The sequence below is a fragment of the Mediterraneibacter hominis genome, assembly GCF_014287475.1.
In the GTDB taxonomy this organism is placed as follows: Bacteria; Bacillota; Clostridia; order Lachnospirales; family Lachnospiraceae; genus Mediterraneibacter; species Mediterraneibacter hominis.
On record NZ_JACOPF010000001.1, the window covers coordinates 1699504 to 1717539 of the forward strand.

Consider the following 18036-nt stretch of genomic DNA (forward strand, 5'->3'; position numbering starts at 1 on the left):
AACCAACTGTCTACTCATATATAATTGCGTTTTTAATACCCTGTTGGTTTGCATGTGCTTCAAGTGCATCAATCAGATTCTCCAGCCGATATTCCCCTGTAACAAAAATATCTTCCGGAATTTCATGGTGATTAATCATCTCGTTCGCCATCATCACATGCTTTGGTGTCGTATGGAAAAAAGCAGCAATCGTCAATCCTCCGTAATGCATCGTCTGCGTATCTATTGTTATCTTCGTACCTGGTTTGCAGCCTCCGAATAGATTGATATAGCCCCCTTTACGGGCAATCATAATACAATTTTCCCATGCAGCAGGCTGACCTGTCGCATCAACGACTGCGTCCGCCCCTCGTTTCTGCGGAGTAAGATTTCGAATCATACGAACAATATCCATCTCCTGATTCAAGACTACCGTCGTATCAATTCCAAGTCTTCGCGAGACTTCCAACCTGTCTTTCGAAAAATCAGCTTGTATAACATGAGCGCCCCTTCTTTTAATTATTAAGGCAATCATCAGACCTATTGGACCTGCTCCCATTACCACAACTGTATCTCCATAACTGAATTTTGTCATATCTGCTCCGTACATCGCACATGCCAGCGGTTCAGTCAATGCCGCTGCCTTATAACTGACATCATCTGGAATGTGGAATGTATTCTGCCGTACAACGGGCCCAGGAATGTAAACATATTCCGAATGACCTCCTTTAATCCGTACTCTATGTTCACAGCATCCGTCATTCCTTCCTGTTTTGCAGTAGTAACATTCGCCGCACATCGCTGCACTATGGGGAACAATCCTGTCACCCACTTCAAATCCTGTCACTTTACTCCCCTTTTTATGTACAATTCCTGCCGCTTCATGTCCAAAAGAAATCCCCGGCTTGTAGCTTGGATGCCCTCTTTTGTATGTCTTTACATCTGTTCCGCATGTCAACGACGCTTTTACTTTCATGATAATTGCATCTTCTTCCAATTCAAACATGGGACGTTCTTCTATCCTTACATCCCCTGGGCCATACCAGAGTGCCATTTTCATTGTTTCTTCCATGTCTGCCAATCCTCCATTTCTCCTGTATTTACTTTATTTTTTGAATTTTATTCTCCCAGAGCACACATATGAACTATGCGGAACCGCGGACGGCAATAATCAAAATCAGCAAAATAGATGTCTCCACATCTGCCTGTTTGTATCCTACATTTTTTAATCACAAACGTCTGGCTCGCTCCCAGCATCGTCGCTTTTAAATGCGCCGGTCCGTTTAACATAATAGACGGATCGTCAATAAATGCCTGGTTTGTTTCTGCCAAACGCAGATGCTCCGGTCCCGGATATCGATAATATCCATCATTGCTTGTCTGATTTGGAAATAACTTTTCTAAACCTTTGTTTAAATCCACCTGCAGAAACTCATCGCCTTTTATGTCAAAATCGTGTACCATCTCTTCAAAGAATACAGAACAAGTTGTATGTTCTGTCTGCACGGTTAGGATCCCTTCCACAATTTTTGTCTCTTCTACAAACTGATTCACTGCTTCTGTGATGTTAAAAAAAGTTATCTTTTTCCCTTTCGTCTGTAAACTCAGTTCTTTTGTTTTAACTGTCATATTTCCTCCTCCCCATACACCCTGCTGCCAAATTCTTCACGCGCTTTTAAAGCGCCTTCAAACAATTCCCGAATCTTTTCTTTCGGATTCTTTGCCAAGAAAATTCCCGAACTTGCCCCTGAACCTTCTGATCCATTTTTAATCGCGTTGTATACATCTTCTGCGGTTCTATTTCCGGCTCCCTGTAATACAATAATTCCTGGATGTATTTCTTTAATTGCCGCTTTTGTTTCTTGCATATATTTCACATCCGCCGTTTTTCCGGTGCCTATTAATTCCGTTTGTTCACATATAATCATCGTAGGTTTAAGCAGAGCTGTCATCCGTGCTTCCTGTACAGAGTCTGCCAAAACAATGGTATGCATCTGTAATTCTTTTGCACGGGAAACCGCTTTAATTAGCTGGCTCAGTGTCATGGGCCGTTCCGCGTGGTTAAGAAATACTCCATCAGCTCCAGCCTCTGCCAGTGATTCTGGCAGCACATGCCCCATTCCTCTGCCGGTATGTATCGGATCCATTCCCTGTGCATTTAAAATAATATACTTTGTCTCTGCTGCAATCTTACCCAGGTCAGCATACGGAGCACTAAACATAATAGACATATCATATTCTTCTGCAAGGTGATCCGCATATTCTGCAAGCTCCAAGAGTGCTGCTCCATACATATAAGATTTAGAATTGATACCAAATACAGGTGTTTTTATTATCTTTTTCATAACAAACTCCTATTTCCCTAAAAGATGATAATAATGCCGCAAAGCTGTTTTCATCCCTCTGTCTCCGTCATCCAGCATATCCATCATATTTTTCGCATTTGACTCCCTTAACTGTCTATAACCACTCATTGCAATATCTGTAAAAAGATTAATTTTACTGATCCCTAATTCGGCTGCTCTTTTTAAATTCTCATCTCCACTGGATGAACCTCCATGCAAAACGAGAGGAATGTTTACTACTGCCTTCAGTTCCTTCAACCTTTTGAAATTTAATTTCGGCGTTCCTTTGGCATATATTCCGTGTGCTGTACCGATAGATACAGCTACAGAATCTATACCTGTCCTATTTATAAACTCAACGCAATCTTTCACTTCCGTATACACTGAATCATTTTCTTCTTCGTTCTCATAATTCTTTCCAGAACCTACATGTCCAATTTCTGCCTCTACACAGACATTCTTTTCTTTTGCATAATGAACGATTTCCTGTGTTTTTTCTACATTTGTTTCAAGAGGATCACTAGAACCATCTATCATTACCGACGTAAATCCTAAATCAATGGCTTTTTTCACAAATTTAAGATCATATCCATGATCGATGTGAAGGCACACCGGAACTTCTGCTTTTTTGGCATAATACCTGCCTATCTCGGCAGCATCTTCCAAGGTCAGAAAATTTGTTTTCATATTTCCGCTATATGCCACGATAATCGGTCTGTGGAATTCTTCCGCTACTTCTATATATGCTTTCAGGCTATTCTGGTTAAAAAAGTCGGGGGACAAAACTGCGTATGTAGATTTATCTGCCTGTCTTAACATTTCGTATGAATTCACTAACATATCTTCTCTCCTAATTTAAAAATTTACACTGCACCGAAAATTTTAGCGATACCCACTACAATAATATCCACAATATTTGCCAGAGAAGCTCCCGTAACTTTTGTTCCCTCTGCGATCTCCATAACTCCTGCGGCGCTTATAAAAGTAGTTGCTATGTCCGCCATAAAATTCATGGAGAATACCAGAAGAACCATAAATATCGTTCCATTTACCAATCCTCGAAACAGATTTCCCTTGCTAATCATACAGGTCATCCCAGCATAATACGGAATAGACGCCAATATACCTACCGGGAAATACGTATTGCCCGGAATGATAAAAGCTATCGCAATTGTAATCGGAATCAACAGTAGCCCAAGAGTAATAACTGCTGGATCGCCAAGTCCAAATGCAGAATCACAACCAAGTAAAATCTCTCTATCCTCTCCTAAATGTTTCACTACAAACTGTTTTGCAGCCTTACTTACTGGAGCAAGTCCTTCCATAAACAAGCTTACCATTCTTGGAAGAAGTACAATAACCGCTGAAATTCCTACTGCTACCTGTATCATAACTGCAGGTGTCTGTAGCGTAATTACTGCCATAAAAAGCCCTACAATAAAACCTACAATAGCAGGATCGCCAAGTACGCCAAGTTTTTTGTTGATCCAGGATAAATTGATGTTAATTTTATTAATATGGGGGATCTTGTCCAATACTTTGTTTGTTACAAAAACTACCGGAATCGCCGCCAAAGTTGAACTTTTTGTTGTACAAGTTGTTCCCTCATATCCAAAATACTCCTGCCACCATGGAGCGATCTTATCCCCTACAAAATTAATAAACACCATAAGCGCCATCGCAAAAACAAAACTGATAATCACAGCCGGCGCGCCTGATACACCTGCATTTCCCAGAATATAATATAAAATGGATGCCGACATCAGAATATGCCAGTAATTCCATATATCAATATTTAATGTTTTTATTACCTTTGCTTTAATCAGAACAAAATTAAGAATCAAACCGCCTGGTATAACCACTGCTGCAAACGGTGATGTCCATGCCGCTGCTGACAAGGTCTGCCAGCCTACATCAATCGTAGTAAAGCTGTGGGAGGCGCCTGAACCTGCATAATAATCAATAATCGGTTGTATCGTTGTTGTCAGAAGAGAAATAACAAGTTTTAATCCCTGGAACCCGATACCAAAAAGCAATCCACTTTTAAACGCCTCAAAGAATTTCATTCTGAAAACCAATCCTAAAATAGTAACAATAATCGGTAAAAATGCAATCGCTCCAATATTCAAAATTTCTTGAATTATATTCGTTAAAATTTCCATATGAGCCCTCCTTTACTAAATCTCTTTTCCTTCGCCGTTCCTAGTTTCTAAATCTTTGAGGCAACCTCTTCCAGTAAATCTCCACACTTCTTTTTTACAGCTTCTTCTCCTATACCGGTAATTAAAGCTGTTACACTCATGAGTGGTACCGGAAGTTCTTCTCGGTACATATTGGTTGTAAATACAATATCCACCTGGCTTGCCTTGGACATAACTTCACTCATATTACTTTTCTGTATCACAGCTTCAATTCCACGTTCTTCACAGATCTCACGCACCCCCTGTGCTGCAAGTGTTGATGTAGCGATGCCACTGCCACACGCAATCAAAATCTTAACTGGCCTTCCCTGCATATGCTCACCTCCTTTTTTATTTATTGTTCATTATTAAACTGACGTATTTCATAAAACTTAATCATATTGATAATATCCGTTTTATTCTCCGCTGCAAAAAGCAGTGTCTGTATCTCCCTATTTGCCATACAACGTACCATATGGAAAAAAACAGAGAGGTAACTATTTTCATCTGGAATACTTACTGCCAGTACAAATTTCACGGGATCATTTATATCATGTCCGAAATTTACAGGATTTTTTAATCTGATAAAACTAATCCCCAAATTTACCGCCCCGTCCCGCGGTGACGCGTGAGCGATTGCAACACCTGGTGCAAAAACAATGTAAGGTCCGTTTTTCCGAACCAATTCCACCATCCTTTCTGTATATTTATTTGAACAGTGCCCTGCCTTCTCTAACATTCTCCCTGCCGCATAGATTGCTTCTTTCCAATCATTTACTATCAAGTCTAACGTCATCATCTCTTCGCAAAGCTCCCTATAAAACCATTGATTTCCCTGTGTTTTTTCCGGCATTAGTTTATATTTTTGATTCAATCTATCTAGCTTTTCCTCGGAAGAAAAAAGTGCAACCGTATCATTTTCAGAAATAATTTTGTTATATTCTTCTACATAAGACAGAAGCCTGCTGATTTCTTTCTTATGCTGTCTGTTTTTCTTTTTTTCTCTTATATGTTTATCTTTTATATAATTTTGGATTTTTATAATATCCTTCTCATAAAGAAGCGGATTAATCTGAACAGCTATATCTAGTTCATCCTTTAGCGGCACTGTAGCTATCACCATATCTATATTGCTCCTATCGTATTTTTCTAGCTTATGTGCAGGAATTATGTCCTCAACATAGATATTAAAATTCTGTTTCAGTTTTACTTTTAGCAGCATCGCTGTGCAAAGTCCTGCCGGACATATAATCAGAGCAGACACTTCCTGTTTTTCTGCTTTGAGCAGTTCTAGAGCCGAAGCAATATGCATGACAATATACGAGATTTCGTCTTTTTCCATTTTCTTTCCTATCATCCGTTCAATATCTTTGATATTCTCCGCCACATGTTCAAATATTTCAGGATACATCTGTTCCAGTTCTTCACACAAAGGATTCTGTGTTTTATAGTCATTATTCCGCAGATGATAGATCGTAGATTTAATATGTTCCATCAATGATTCATAATTCTGGTATCCAATTCTGTCTTTGATGTCTAAACTCATACAGACTGTCCATACAAAAGAAGCAATAATCATTTGTGTTGTAACCGTCTCTATATCAGCGGTAGAATCCTGACTGGAAATTTTAAAATTGTCCATGAATATCTCATTAAATCCCTGCACTTCTTCCTCTGTCACTTCCCCATCGTATCCGAACTCTTTCAGAACGTTCTGCAGTAACTCCAAAGCTGCCTGACTAAACTGATTTTCTGATGTCACTGGAGAAGAACCTGCTATATTCCCTTGTAAAATACGATTCACTGTAATTAGAAGATATGTCTCAATTGCTTTAAATGAGGTGTCAAGGAGATCCAACTTATAGTCTGCTTCATATTGTAGAAGCGCCTGCCTGATATAAGCTCCCTCTATCTTCTCCTGCAGCACTTTCTCAATCAACCAGGAATAGATCCCTTCTTCGTGTTTCAGCCCTTTAAACAACTGGTAAGCTAGCCTGCGAATTTGTAGTTCGTCTCCGCAGATCCGATACCCCTTTTTTGTTCTGGCTTCCAGAATAATCCCTTCTTCTGCTAGCCTGGTCTTTATTTCAATAATTTCTTTTGTAATCGTACTTCTGGACACAAACAAGCGACCTGCAAGATAATCTGCTGTTGTATACTCTTCTTTGCAAATAATCATAACAATCGCTGCCATTCGTCTTTCTTCCGCTGATAATCGATATTGATAAAAATCACTATCTTTAGCAGCCTTTTGTACTTCTTTTTGAAATTTTTCACTGTCCCGTATATGAATAAACCCTTTGGAAATCACAATCAGTTCTTCTCCATCTGTCAGCTCTTGCAGTCTTTGAATATCATTCCTCAGTGTTCTTTCCGAAACCTGAAATTCTTCAGATAAATCTTTCATTGATATTTTGTCTTTCATTAGTAACTTAGTTAAAAGAACATCCTGCCTTTTTATCATTTCCTCACCTGTCTTTTAAAATCACCGAACTATTTTCTATACAATTAATATATCATAGACATATTGGCACAAAAATATTAGGTCTTTTCCTATTTTTATCTACTTTTTGAAGTATTTTGCACTCTATTTTCCATACCTTATCGGCAAAGCTCGCCATCCCGAAGGGAGTAAATTACGGTGTGCCCTTTAGGGTATACTCTGTCGGACAGAGCCTATCTTAATTTCTGGTTAATCTGTACATAATTTCTTATTTTTTTTGGTTACTGGTTACATTGTCCCTCCTGCCGGTACCGATTATACTAAGTACATAAGATAACGAAAAGCAAATTTTCAAGGAGGATATACAAATGGCAAGTTTATCATTAAAAGGAATTCAAAAAATTTATCCTAACGGATTCCATGCAGTAAAAGATTTCAATCTGGATATTGAAGATAAGGAATTCATCATCTTCGTAGGACCTTCCGGATGTGGAAAATCCACAACGTTACGTATGATTGCAGGCCTGGAAGATATTTCCGGCGGTACTTTAGAGATTGATGGAAAGGTAATGAATGATGTAGAGCCAAAGGATCGTGATATCGCAATGGTATTCCAGAACTACGCTCTGTATCCGCATATGACCGTATATGACAATATGGCTTTTGGTCTGAAGCTTCGTAAAGTGCCAAAGGCAGAAATCGATAAAAAAGTAAAAGAAGCAGCCAGAATTCTTGATTTGGAGAAACTGCTGGATCGTAAGCCAAAGGCTCTGTCCGGTGGTCAAAGACAGCGTGTTGCAATGGGACGTGCCATCGTTCGTAATCCGAAGGTATTCCTTATGGACGAACCGCTTTCCAACCTGGATGCAAAGCTGAGAGTACAGATGCGTATCGAAATTTCCAAGCTGCATGAAAATTTAGGTGCGACAATTATCTACGTAACCCATGACCAGACAGAAGCCATGACGCTCGGTACAAGAATCGTCGTTATGAAGGACGGCGTTGTTCAGCAGGTAGATACACCGCAGAATCTCTACAATACACCTTGCAATCTTTTTGTTGCCGGATTTATCGGTTCTCCTCAGATGAACTTCTTAGATGCTGTTGTAAAGGTAAACGGTCAAGATGTCACATTGACAATCGGAGAGCACGTGCTGAAAGTTCCGGCTTCCAAAAAGCAGGCGCTTATTGACGGTGGTTATGACGGAAAGACGGTTGTCCTGGGTATCCGTCCGGAGGACGTACACGATTCCGAAGCGTTTATCAGTAATTCTCCCGACAGTGTCATCAAATCTACTATTAAGGTATATGAACTTCTTGGTGCAGAGGTTTACCTGTATTTCGATGTAGAAGGAACACAGATGACTGCCCGCGTAAATCCGCGTACAACCTTAAGAACCGGAGACAAGGCGGTATTTGCCCTGGATATGGAAAAAATTCATCTTTTTGACAAGGAAACGGAATTGACGATTACAAACTAATCTATTACAATGGAGAATAGCAGCTTGTCTGACACACAGTGGCTATTTTATACGGCGGCATGACCGCATAGTTTATTACTTAGAATAACAAAAGGGCTGCACTTAAGGTGCAGCCTTTTCCAGCATTGCCGCGGTTACTCTGTGCAAAATTTCTGCTAAAAATCTATACCCAAAGGGCATCCCGTATTTTACTCCCTTCGGGATGGCGAGCTTCGCCCGACAAGGTATACCCTAAAGGGCATACCGTAATGCATTCCCTTCGGGAAGGCGGGCTTCGCCCGACAAGGTATGATTCCCTGGCAATTATAAAATAGAGAGGTACGTTATGGAACAGACACCCGAGCTAAAACGAGCGCTGCATGAATTAAGAAGAATTACCGGTATTACTCTTGATGTAAACCTTTCTGCCGAAGATGATATAGAAGCGGTGTTAAATCAAATTCATTGTCTTGGCGCCGCCTATAAAGAAAAATATAACAAGACCGATTTTCTTCACAGCCTTTTGACCGGAAAAATCCCTGTCTGCGACTTGTCAGACCGCGCAGCGCGGCTGCATATACAGGCGGAGGAACTGCGTGTTTTATTTCTGTTGGAAACAAAAACTTCCTACGAAGAAACTGTATTAGAAATTTTAAAAAATTTGTTCCCGTCTCAGTCAAAAACGTATCTGGTTCCAATAAATGCGCAGAGTATTGCTGTTATAAAGCCTGTAAAGTCCGAAGACATCTCTGCAAAGGACTGTACCAGAAGCGCCAGGATGATTGTGGATACTTTGAATACGGAAGCATTGACGCATGTAAGTGTATCCTTTAGTTCGCTTATCCGCACATTATCCGATTTACCTGGAGCTTATGAGGAGACCTGCCTGGCGCTGAAAGTCGGAAAACTTTTTTTCTCAGAGCAAACTGTTTTCCCATATAATGAACTTGGCGTCGGACGCTTAATTTACCAGCTTCCAGTACGCCTATGTGAAAGCTTTTTAAGAGAAATCTTTGGAAATGAGATTCCACATACCTTTGATGAAGACACTGTTGTCACTATCAATAAATTTTTTCAAAATAATTTAAATATCGCGGAGACCTCCAGACAGCTTCACATGCATAGAAATACGTTGATCTACCGGTTGGACCAGGTGGAGAAACGAACTGGATTAGATATAAGAATATTTGAAGACGCGATGACCTATAAAATTGCAATGATGGTCATCAATTATTTACAGACAGAAAGGAACCTTTGATTATGAATGATGCTATGTATGAACAGATTATTGCCCGTAAGCCTAAGTCTTACGATATGCTTATCCGAATTCTTATTGTACTTCTGATTGTTGTGATTCTCTTTTTCGGTATTCCTCTGATAGGAATGTTGGCTCTGCTTCCAGCGCTGATAGTTGGATTTCTGGCTTACTATCTTATTTTTCCGCGTCTGAATGTAGAATTTGAATACGCTATCTTGAACCATGATATACAAATCGATGCGATTTATAGTAAAGCAAAGAGAAAATCAAAGCTAAGCTTTGACATCCAGCAGGCTGAGATCATTGCTCCTTCAAAGTCACCGCGTTTAAATTCCTATCATGCGGAAAAAACATATGATTTTACTTCCGGAGAACCTGACGCTAAAACTTATGCGGTTATGATTTCTCTGGAGCAAAAAAATACATGTGTATTGCTTGAGCCGGACGAAAAAATGCTGAATCACATGAAGCAGTGGATGGGAATGAAATTATTCTTAAATTAGAGTTTTTCTTTTATATATTTTTGTATTTAAAAGGCATATCCTATTTGCTGTGTTCCAATAGGATATGCCTTTCATAAATTGTCCGTATCTATTTGCGTTCTTTAATAAATTTTTAGCTATCAAAGAGTTGACAATATTTCCTTCCCTTGTATATGATTAGAAGGAAATAAGATATTAGAGTAAAAATGATGTTCATCGCCAAATAAACATTTTAATTATTCTGGTATCTTATTTTTTTCACTCTCAATCGTATCCCAGTCTGCTTCGTGCGCTTCCCATTCTTTATATGCGAATAAATCTTCCACAAACTCTTTCGGAAGCGGACTGCTACATATACTACAAATAATATATACTGCAAAGGAAATTATAACAGATGGCCAGAATGGGTGTCCAAACGGATTATACGGTTCCAGTACAGTAAATAAAAGAATTGGCACGATAATTCCTGCAGTAATAGAAGCCAAACTTGCTGTCTTTGTTCCCCTTTTCCACCAGATTCCAAATATCAGCGAAGGCATAAATGCCGCGCCCACCACAGTCAGCTGCATAACAGAAATCATAACTACCATTGGTAAATCCATCAGAGAGAGCACCGCGGTAATTGCCGTAATCGCCAAAGTTGCCAGTGATGTCAGCTTCTGTACTTGCTTATCATTTAAATTCATTCGGAGTCCCTTCTGCATCAAATCTCTCACCAAAGCCGTACTAGAAGTTAAAAGCAGAGAATCTGCCGTCGACATAGATGCGCCAAAAACTCCAACTAGATATAATATACTCAATATCTTAGGAGCAAAAGTCGTCATAAGAGCCGGCATAGTAAAATCTGCATTCTGCGCAATCAATGTTCCAGAAATCATACCATTTTCTACTGCTGCACGGGTCGCTACGCCACTGAATGCCATTCCTGGTGTCTGAATCGCAAGTACAAGCGTAATCAACAAAAGTCCATATTTCCATACCTTTTTGTCCTTAATACTGAAAAATTTTACTGTCAACTGTGGAGAGCCGATACTTCCCAATGTATAAAATGCCATGTAAGAGAACATCAAAGGTCCCATCAGTCCAGGTATTTCATTGAAGGCAGGCCCTACACTTTCTGTCAGCGTGACATTAATTTCATTCCAACCTCCCAGTGCTATCAAACAGAAAATCGGGATACACAACGCTACCACTGTCATAATAATTCCTTGAATCAAATCTGTCCATACAACAGCTAGATAACCTCCAATTGAAGTATAGATCCCGATTGTCACCGCCATAATCAATACACTAATCCCATAGGAAATTCCAAAATAAACCTGCAAAATATACGCCACCGCAGCATACTGTGCTACTAAATAAATCCCGCTGAAAATCAAGATTGCAATCGTAGAAAGAATTCTCACTCCATAGCTTTTGTACCTTGCTTCCAAATAATCTGGTATCGTCAGTGAGTTCAGCTTTGTAGACTGAATCCTAAGCCTTCGTGCCATTAAAAGCCATCCTACGAATCCTGCAAAAATCGCGCTTAAAATCCCACTAGCAATCATTGGCATTCCCATTTTATAAGCATTTCCTGGGAAACCCACATAAGTAACCGCGCTATTCCATGTAGATACGTATGCAAATGCAATAACCCATACACCTATTTTTCTTCCTCCTATGTAAAAATCTTCCAGTGATTTTGTCGCTTTAAATGCTTTAAATCCAATGAACAACATACCACAGGTGTACGCAACGAGAGCCAGCGCATAAATAACTTTATAATCCATACACTACCTCCCTATTTCATAAATTTAATTGAAATCACAGCAGCCGCTATAATCGAAAGAAACAACAGCCACCAGAATACTACCGTAACCCATGTGCCTGGTGTAAATGGATAAATCGAACCTAAAAACGGTATATTACTCATAAATTCACTCATCAAATCCCTCCTCAACGTCTTTTCATGGCTGATAGGCAGTTCCCTTTACCATCTGTCCATAGCCTGCTTTTCCCTTAACCTCTCCGTTTTCATATACAACCGTTCCCCTCACGATCGTATGCGTAGGTACTCCCTTTACTTTCACCCCATCAAAGGCCGTCCACCCTGATTTGGACAATTCTTCTTTATCTGTCAGGATTTTCTCTTGATTCATATCTACCACAGTGAAATCCGCATCACTACCGATTGCAATAGCTCCTTTCTGTGGATACTGTCCGAAAATTCGCGCTGGACTTTCTGTTGTCAGATACAGAAGGCGTTCTAGGCTTATGTTCCCTTTATTGACTTCATTTAACATCAGCGGAAGGAATTCCTGTACACCGATTACTCCTAAAGGTGCATTAAAATTGTTGGTCAACCCGTTCGTGATTTCTTCTAATGTATGCGGCGCATGTTCCAGCACTAAAGTATCCGTATCATACTTTAAATACTCATAAGCACGGTCTACGTTGTGCGCAAATAGATATGTTCTTGTTTTTATCTTTTCTACCATCGCCCGATCAATTAAAAATGAACATGCCTCTAATTCAGAATAAACAGTCTGGCCCTTGCTTTTTGCAAACTGAATATAGTCATATGCCATTTCCGGCATCACGCCTACGTGTAATACATAAAGCCTCACACCTGCAATTTTGGCCAGATATAATGAACTTGCAAGCCCCGATACCATGCCATGTCCATACATATATCCACGGTCATATGCCTCAATATAATCCTCCGCTGATACTTTTCCTTTCTGGATATAGTCCCTTTGCACCAATGTCCGCGTCCAGTCGGAATCATCATGGTGTACTGCACAGACCAGACCAGTTTTTGCCACCTCTTCATAAATTTCATACAAAATTCCATGATCTGTTACTGCTAAACTCGGTATATATGGATAGGCATCCATCGGATGACGAGTGTTAAATACTTTAATTCCAATTGCTCCAAGCTTTGCAAGGTTTTGTACCTGTTCTGGATGAAGTCCAGCACCATACAGTCCAAAGTCAATATAACTTTTGGATTCTGCACTTTCCTTTTTTGCCAAAAATGTCTCTGGTTCTGCTGGAGGTGGTGTGTTGTTCGTCATGTCAATCGCCATAGTAATGCCGCCTGCCGCTGCCGCACGACTCCCTGTCTCAAAATTTTCTTTGTGTGTCTGTCCCGGATCCCGGAAATGACAGTGTGTATGCCAAATACCAGGCAACAGACATTTGCCTGTCAAATCTAGTGTCTTTTCTGCCGTTACTTCTGTTCCGGACGGTAGGATCGCAACAATTTTTTCATTTCTCACCCCCACGTCCCCTTTGTATCTTTCATGCGGAGTCACAATTTCCGCGTTCGCCAGATACAAATCAAACTTCTTTTTGTCGTTTACCATACTGTTACCTCCTCTTTTATTTTTCTATTTCCTATATCCCATTGCCCGGGATATTTCCATAGCACATACACGCACTTCCTGTATAAATTCTGGAATATTTTCCTCAGTAAAACGATACAAAGGACCGATAATCGATAATCCTGCAATCACCTCATTGTTCATGTCAAATATCGGAAAGGAAACTCCTGCTGTCTGCGGATCTAATTCTGCAAGACTGACCGCATAGCCATTTGTCCTGATTTCCTTCATCTGCCGTAAAATCTCATCGTAAGAAACCTTCAACTCTTCTTTTTCTTGCTCATATACCCTTCTTAAATATTCTTTTGGCAGATATGCTGCAAGAATCTTGGAACTTGCCCCACGCAAAAGTGGCACGCGGTTTCCTAAATCTGCTGTTATTTTAACAGGGTTACTGCTATTTACTCGAGCAATGCAGATTCCTGAATCCGCTTGAATGGCATTGATTATAACTGTTTCCCCTGTAACCTGCGCCAACTTATTCATGTATGGCAATGCCAAAGCATCGATGTCCATACCACTCATACAGATACGTGCATAGTAAAGCATTATACTCCCTAGTCGGAGTTTTCCATTTTTAGGATTTCTCTGTAATATCCCTCTCTCCTCTAAATTGACTATAATTCTATAAATATTAGTCTTATCCAAATCTAACATACGCTGTAAATCCGTCAATGTAAGTTCCGGATTTTCCACCGTAAAACTTTCTACAATGTCCAATGCTTTTTGCAAAGATTTAATAACATATTTTGAATCATACTCCTTTTTCATATTTCCTCCTCGGTTGTATATTTTAAAACTTAAGTTTTATAATTTAAATTCAATATAAATTATATCAAAACAGAGTTTTAAAGTAAATAAATTTCTATAAAATTTTATTTTTTTCTGAATATTTATCTCTATTTATATATATTTCTATCATTTCAAAAAAGAATGTGTACCGCACATCCTCCTAGAAAATTTAACTATGTAGGGAACAAAATTTTCTAATACAAGATTAGGATGTCAAAAAGTTATGTAGCATTTAATTGTTTTTGAATTACAGAGAATAAAAAACAGATGTCCTTTCCAGAACATCTGTTTTTTATTTTTCTCTATCGAAATCGTCTGCCCTCTGTAAAAACAGTTTACTCCCCTGCCAGATATTTACAGGCCGCCAGTCCTGCCACTGCTCCGTCCGCAGCCGCCGTTGTAAGCTGGCGCACTTCTTTTGTCCGGCAGTCTCCCGCCGCAAAGACACCCGGGCAGGACGTCAGACAATCTTCTGACGCTAAGATAAATCCATCCTCATCTAACTTTATCAGATCTTTGAACTTGTCATTCTGCGGTATTTGTCCGATCGCCACAAAAACACCGGATACCTCTATCTTGAAGTCTTCCCCTGTTTTCTTGTTGTTCAGGATAAGCCCTTCCACCATCGTCTCTCCGATAATCTCTTTGACTGTGGCGCTTAGCACAAACTCTACATTCTCTTTTTCTTTCAAACGTTCTGCGAGGCTTTTTTCTCCTCGGAACTCATCCCGCCTGTGTACCAGATATACTTTTCTACAGTAATTTGACAAAAATTCGGCATCCTGCAAAGCAGTATTTCCTCCTCCGATCACTGCCACGTCTCTTCCCCGGAAAAATGCCCCATCACAGGTCGCACAGTAGGATACTCCTGCCCCTACCAGCTTTTCTTCCTTCTCTATTCCTAAATGGCGGTGGGTCACTCCAGTAGCCAGAATCACAGAACGGCAAGGATATGCTTTTTCAGAAGTCTCAATGACAAACATTCCATCTTCCTTCTGTACACTGTCTGCTTGTTCTGCCACAGTCTCTGCTCCCAGTTTCATTGCCTGATCCAACAGATTCATAGAGAATTCACTGCCGCTTACGCTCGCGATTCCCGGGTAGTTTTCTACATTGGTAGAAGATACAATCTGACCTCCAAAATTTGTACCTTCTATGATAACCGTACGCTTTCCGGCGCGCTGTCCATAGATCGCCGCCGTCATTCCCGCTGTTCCTCCGCCTATAATTCCAATATCGTACATAAACTGCTGCCTCCTTTTCTTGCTTCTGCCTCACAACTGTATACAATATTCTACCTCTTTTTACTTTTCCTGCTGTTCTTTCCTTGCGTATTCTCTGATATTCGACGCATTCGCCAGCTTCTTCACCTCATTGTCCTTCACAACAACCAGGGTAGGCGCCTGCATCACGCCATATTTTTTCACAAGCTCTGTATGCTCCTCTGCATCTATTACCTCATAAGGTATCTGTGCCTTTTCAAGAGAGCTTACTGCTATTTTACAGTTTGGACATGTCTTAGTCGTAAAAAGATATGTCCTTGTCTCTGTCTTGCCCATTTCTGCTCCTGACGCCTGCACACTATTCTCTTCCTCTGCCGCTGCTCTTGTTTTTATTTTCATATGTGAATGAGTAATGTCATATACCTTGCGCTCTTTAAATTCCTGTGTCTTTCCATCGTTCCAGTTCTTCACAGGACGGTAATAGCCCGTAATACGGCTGTATACCTCCGTCTCTTTTCCGCAGATCGGACATTTATACTGCTCACCTGACAAATATCCATGGTTCTGGCAGATAGAATACGTCGGAGACATTGTATAATAGGGCAGTTTATAATTCTGAGCTATCTTTCTTACCAAAGATGCAGCCGCTTTCCAATCCGGCAGTTTTTCACCTAAAAATGTATGGAATACCGTTCCGGACGTATATAAGGTCTGTAGTTCATCCTGAATATCCAGCGCGGCAAACACATCCTCTGTATATCCCACCGGAAGATGAGAGCTGTTTGTATAGTATGGTGTTCCGCTGCACTCTGCCGCTGTAATAATATCTTTAAACTGCTCCACATCATGCTTTGCAAGTCTGTATGTGGTTGATTCTGCCGGAGTTGCCTCCAGGTTATATAAATCCCCATACATTTCCTGATAATCTGAAAGCCGTTCCCGCATATGGTTCAATACATTCTTTGTAAATTCCTGTGTCTCCTCATGCGTCATATCCTTGCGTATCCACTTCGCATTTAAGCCCGCCTCGTTCATTCCGATCAGCCCGATTGTAGAGAAATGATTGTCAAAGGAGCCAAGATAACGTTTTGTATACGGATACAACCCTTCATCCAGAAGCTTTGATATAACAGTCCGTTTAATGTGCAGAGACCTTGCAGAAATATCCATCATGCGATCCAGTCTCTTATAAAATTCTTCCTCATTCTCCGACAAATATGCGATTCTCGGCATATTAATTGTCACAACTCCCACAGAGCCGGTACTTTCCCCGCTTCCGAAGAAACCGCCGGATTTTTTGCGGAGCTCGCGCAGATCCAGACGCAGACGGCAGCACATACTCCGCACGTCGCTTGGTTTCATATCACTATTGATATAATTTGAAAAATAAGGAGTACCGTATTTTGCCGTCATTTCAAACAATAGACGGTTATTTTCTGTATCCGACCAGTCAAAGTCGCTTGTGATAGAGTAAGTAGGAATCGGGTATTGGAATCCTCTTCCTTCCGCGTCTCCTTCTATCATCGTCTCAATAAATGCCTTGTTGATCATATCCATCTCTGCTTTACAGTCGCCGTAAGTGAAGTCCTGATCTACTCCCCCTACAATTGCCGGAATATTTTTCAAATCCTCCGGTACCGTCCAGTCCAGCGTAATGTTGGAAAACGGCGCCTGTGTTCCCCAGCGTGACGGGATATTCACCCCGTAAATAAAGGACTCAATGCATTTCTTTACTTCCGGGTATGTCAGATGATCTGCCTTGACAAACGGTGCGAGATATGTGTCAAAAGAAGAAAATGCCTGCGCGCCCGCCCATTCATTCTGCATAATGCCGAGAAAATTTACCATCTGGTTACACAGAACACTTAAGTGCTTAGCCGGAGCAGACGTAATTCTCCCCGGAATACCTCCCAGTCCTTCCTGGATTAGCTGTTTTAGAGACCAGCCTGCACAGTATCCAGTCAGCATCGACAAATCATGGATATGGATATCCGCGTTTTTATGTGCTTTTCCGATCTCTTCATCGTAGATTTCTGAAAGCCAGTAGTTCGCGGTGATCGCTCCGGAATTGCTTAAAATAAGCCCTCCGACAGAATACGTCACAGTAGAATTCTCTTTTACACGCCAGTCGGTTATTTTCACGTAGCTGTCCACTATCTCTTTATAATCCAGCAGGGTAGAGTTTAAGTTTCTGATTTTTTCTCTCTGTTTTCTATATAAAATATAGCCTTTTGCCACATCTGCATAGCCCGCCTTAATCAGTACAGACTCTACGCTGTCCTGAATGTCCTCTACAGAGACCAGTTCCTCCTTTATCTTCGGCTCAAAATCCGCCGTCACTTTCAGCGCGAGTAAATCAATAATATCTTGATTGTACTGCTTTTCCTGCGCCTCAAATGCTTTGCGGATTGCTTCGCTGATTTTCACCAGATTAAATTCTGCAATCTTCCCATCCCTCTTTGTCACCTGATACATAGTTACGATCCGTCTCCTTTCTTTTTATATC

General features: G+C 40.5%; 16 protein-coding genes. 3 read left to right on the forward strand and 13 right to left on the reverse strand.

From position 1 onward, the window contains the following. Positions 1-10: 10 nt before the first annotated feature. The 7 genes from H8S37_RS08325 to H8S37_RS08355 are packed head-to-tail and all read right to left on the reverse strand — an operon-like array spanning position 11 to position 6968. Positions 11-1051 carry a zinc-dependent alcohol dehydrogenase gene (locus H8S37_RS08325; protein ID WP_243207091.1) on the reverse strand — a complete coding sequence of 347 codons (1041 nt, stop codon included), beginning with the start codon at positions 1049-1051 and terminating at the stop codon, positions 11-13. Positions 1052-1098: 47 nt separating this feature from the next. Beyond that, a complete protein-coding gene (locus H8S37_RS08330) occupies positions 1099-1608 on the reverse strand; it encodes a YjbQ family protein (protein ID WP_186875512.1) in 510 nt (169 codons plus the stop codon). Beyond that, positions 1605-2324: a triose-phosphate isomerase gene (locus tag H8S37_RS08335; RefSeq protein ID WP_186875513.1), complete on the reverse strand. Its 720-nt coding sequence runs from the start codon at positions 2322-2324 to the stop codon at positions 1605-1607. The genes H8S37_RS08330 and H8S37_RS08335 overlap by 4 nt, the downstream gene beginning before the upstream one ends. 9 nt (positions 2325-2333) lie before the next feature. Beyond that, a complete protein-coding gene (locus tag H8S37_RS08340) occupies positions 2334-3164 on the reverse strand; it encodes a class II fructose-bisphosphate aldolase (protein ID WP_186875514.1) in 831 nt (276 codons plus the stop codon). Positions 3165-3187: 23 nt separating this feature from the next. Then, a complete protein-coding gene (locus tag H8S37_RS08345; RefSeq protein ID WP_186875515.1) occupies positions 3188-4486 on the reverse strand; it encodes a PTS transporter subunit IIC in 1299 nt (432 codons plus the stop codon). Positions 4487-4533: 47 nt separating this feature from the next. Continuing rightward, complete coding sequence (locus H8S37_RS08350) at positions 4534-4839, reverse strand: PTS sugar transporter subunit IIB (protein ID WP_186875516.1); 306 nt, start codon at positions 4837-4839, stop codon at positions 4534-4536. 20 nt (positions 4840-4859) lie between these two features. Beyond that, complete coding sequence (locus H8S37_RS08355) at positions 4860-6968, reverse strand: BglG family transcription antiterminator (protein WP_186875517.1); 2109 nt, start codon at positions 6966-6968, stop codon at positions 4860-4862. Between the two features lie 347 nt (positions 6969-7315). Here H8S37_RS08355 and H8S37_RS08360 point away from each other — a divergent pair, with 347 nt between their 5' ends. The 3 genes from H8S37_RS08360 (at position 7316) to H8S37_RS08370 (ending at position 10168) form a co-directional block, all read left to right on the forward strand. Beyond that, the gene (locus H8S37_RS08360; RefSeq protein ID WP_186875518.1) at positions 7316-8428 is read left to right on the forward strand and encodes an ABC transporter ATP-binding protein; all 1113 of its coding nucleotides are present in this window, start codon (positions 7316-7318) and stop codon (positions 8426-8428) included. A gap of 325 nt (positions 8429-8753) precedes the next feature. Next, complete coding sequence (locus H8S37_RS08365; RefSeq protein WP_186875519.1) at positions 8754-9665, forward strand: PucR family transcriptional regulator; 912 nt, start codon at positions 8754-8756, stop codon at positions 9663-9665. A 2-nt stretch (positions 9666-9667) separates the two neighbouring features. Next, positions 9668-10168, forward strand: coding sequence for a DUF6106 family protein (locus H8S37_RS08370; protein WP_186875520.1), 501 nt, complete (start codon positions 9668-9670; stop codon positions 10166-10168). A gap of 215 nt (positions 10169-10383) precedes the next feature. Here the strand turns inward: H8S37_RS08370 and H8S37_RS08375 are convergent, their stop codons facing one another. From H8S37_RS08375 to H8S37_RS08400, 6 genes are all read right to left on the reverse strand, one after another. Further along, entirely contained in the window at positions 10384-11919 is a 1536-nt protein-coding gene (locus H8S37_RS08375; protein WP_186875521.1) for a sodium:solute symporter family transporter, read from the reverse strand. Positions 11920-11930: 11 nt separating this feature from the next. Continuing rightward, the gene (locus H8S37_RS08380) at positions 11931-12074 is read right to left on the reverse strand and encodes a hypothetical protein (RefSeq protein ID WP_186875522.1); all 144 of its coding nucleotides are present in this window, start codon (positions 12072-12074) and stop codon (positions 11931-11933) included. 22 nt (positions 12075-12096) lie between these two features. Then, on the reverse strand, positions 12097-13497 hold the full coding sequence (locus H8S37_RS08385; RefSeq protein ID WP_186875523.1) for a dihydroorotase: 1401 nt from the start codon (positions 13495-13497) through the stop codon (positions 12097-12099). Positions 13498-13521: 24 nt separating this feature from the next. After that, positions 13522-14286 carry an IclR family transcriptional regulator gene (locus H8S37_RS08390; RefSeq protein ID WP_186875524.1) on the reverse strand — a complete coding sequence of 255 codons (765 nt, stop codon included), beginning with the start codon at positions 14284-14286 and terminating at the stop codon, positions 13522-13524. A 356-nt stretch (positions 14287-14642) separates the two neighbouring features. After that, positions 14643-15551 carry a thioredoxin-disulfide reductase gene (gene trxB / locus H8S37_RS08395; RefSeq protein WP_186875525.1) on the reverse strand — a complete coding sequence of 303 codons (909 nt, stop codon included), beginning with the start codon at positions 15549-15551 and terminating at the stop codon, positions 14643-14645. Between the two features lie 60 nt (positions 15552-15611). Beyond that, positions 15612-18005, reverse strand: a complete 2394-nt coding sequence (locus H8S37_RS08400; protein WP_186875526.1) for a ribonucleoside triphosphate reductase — start codon at positions 18003-18005, stop codon at positions 15612-15614. Positions 18006-18036 lie beyond the last annotated feature (31 nt).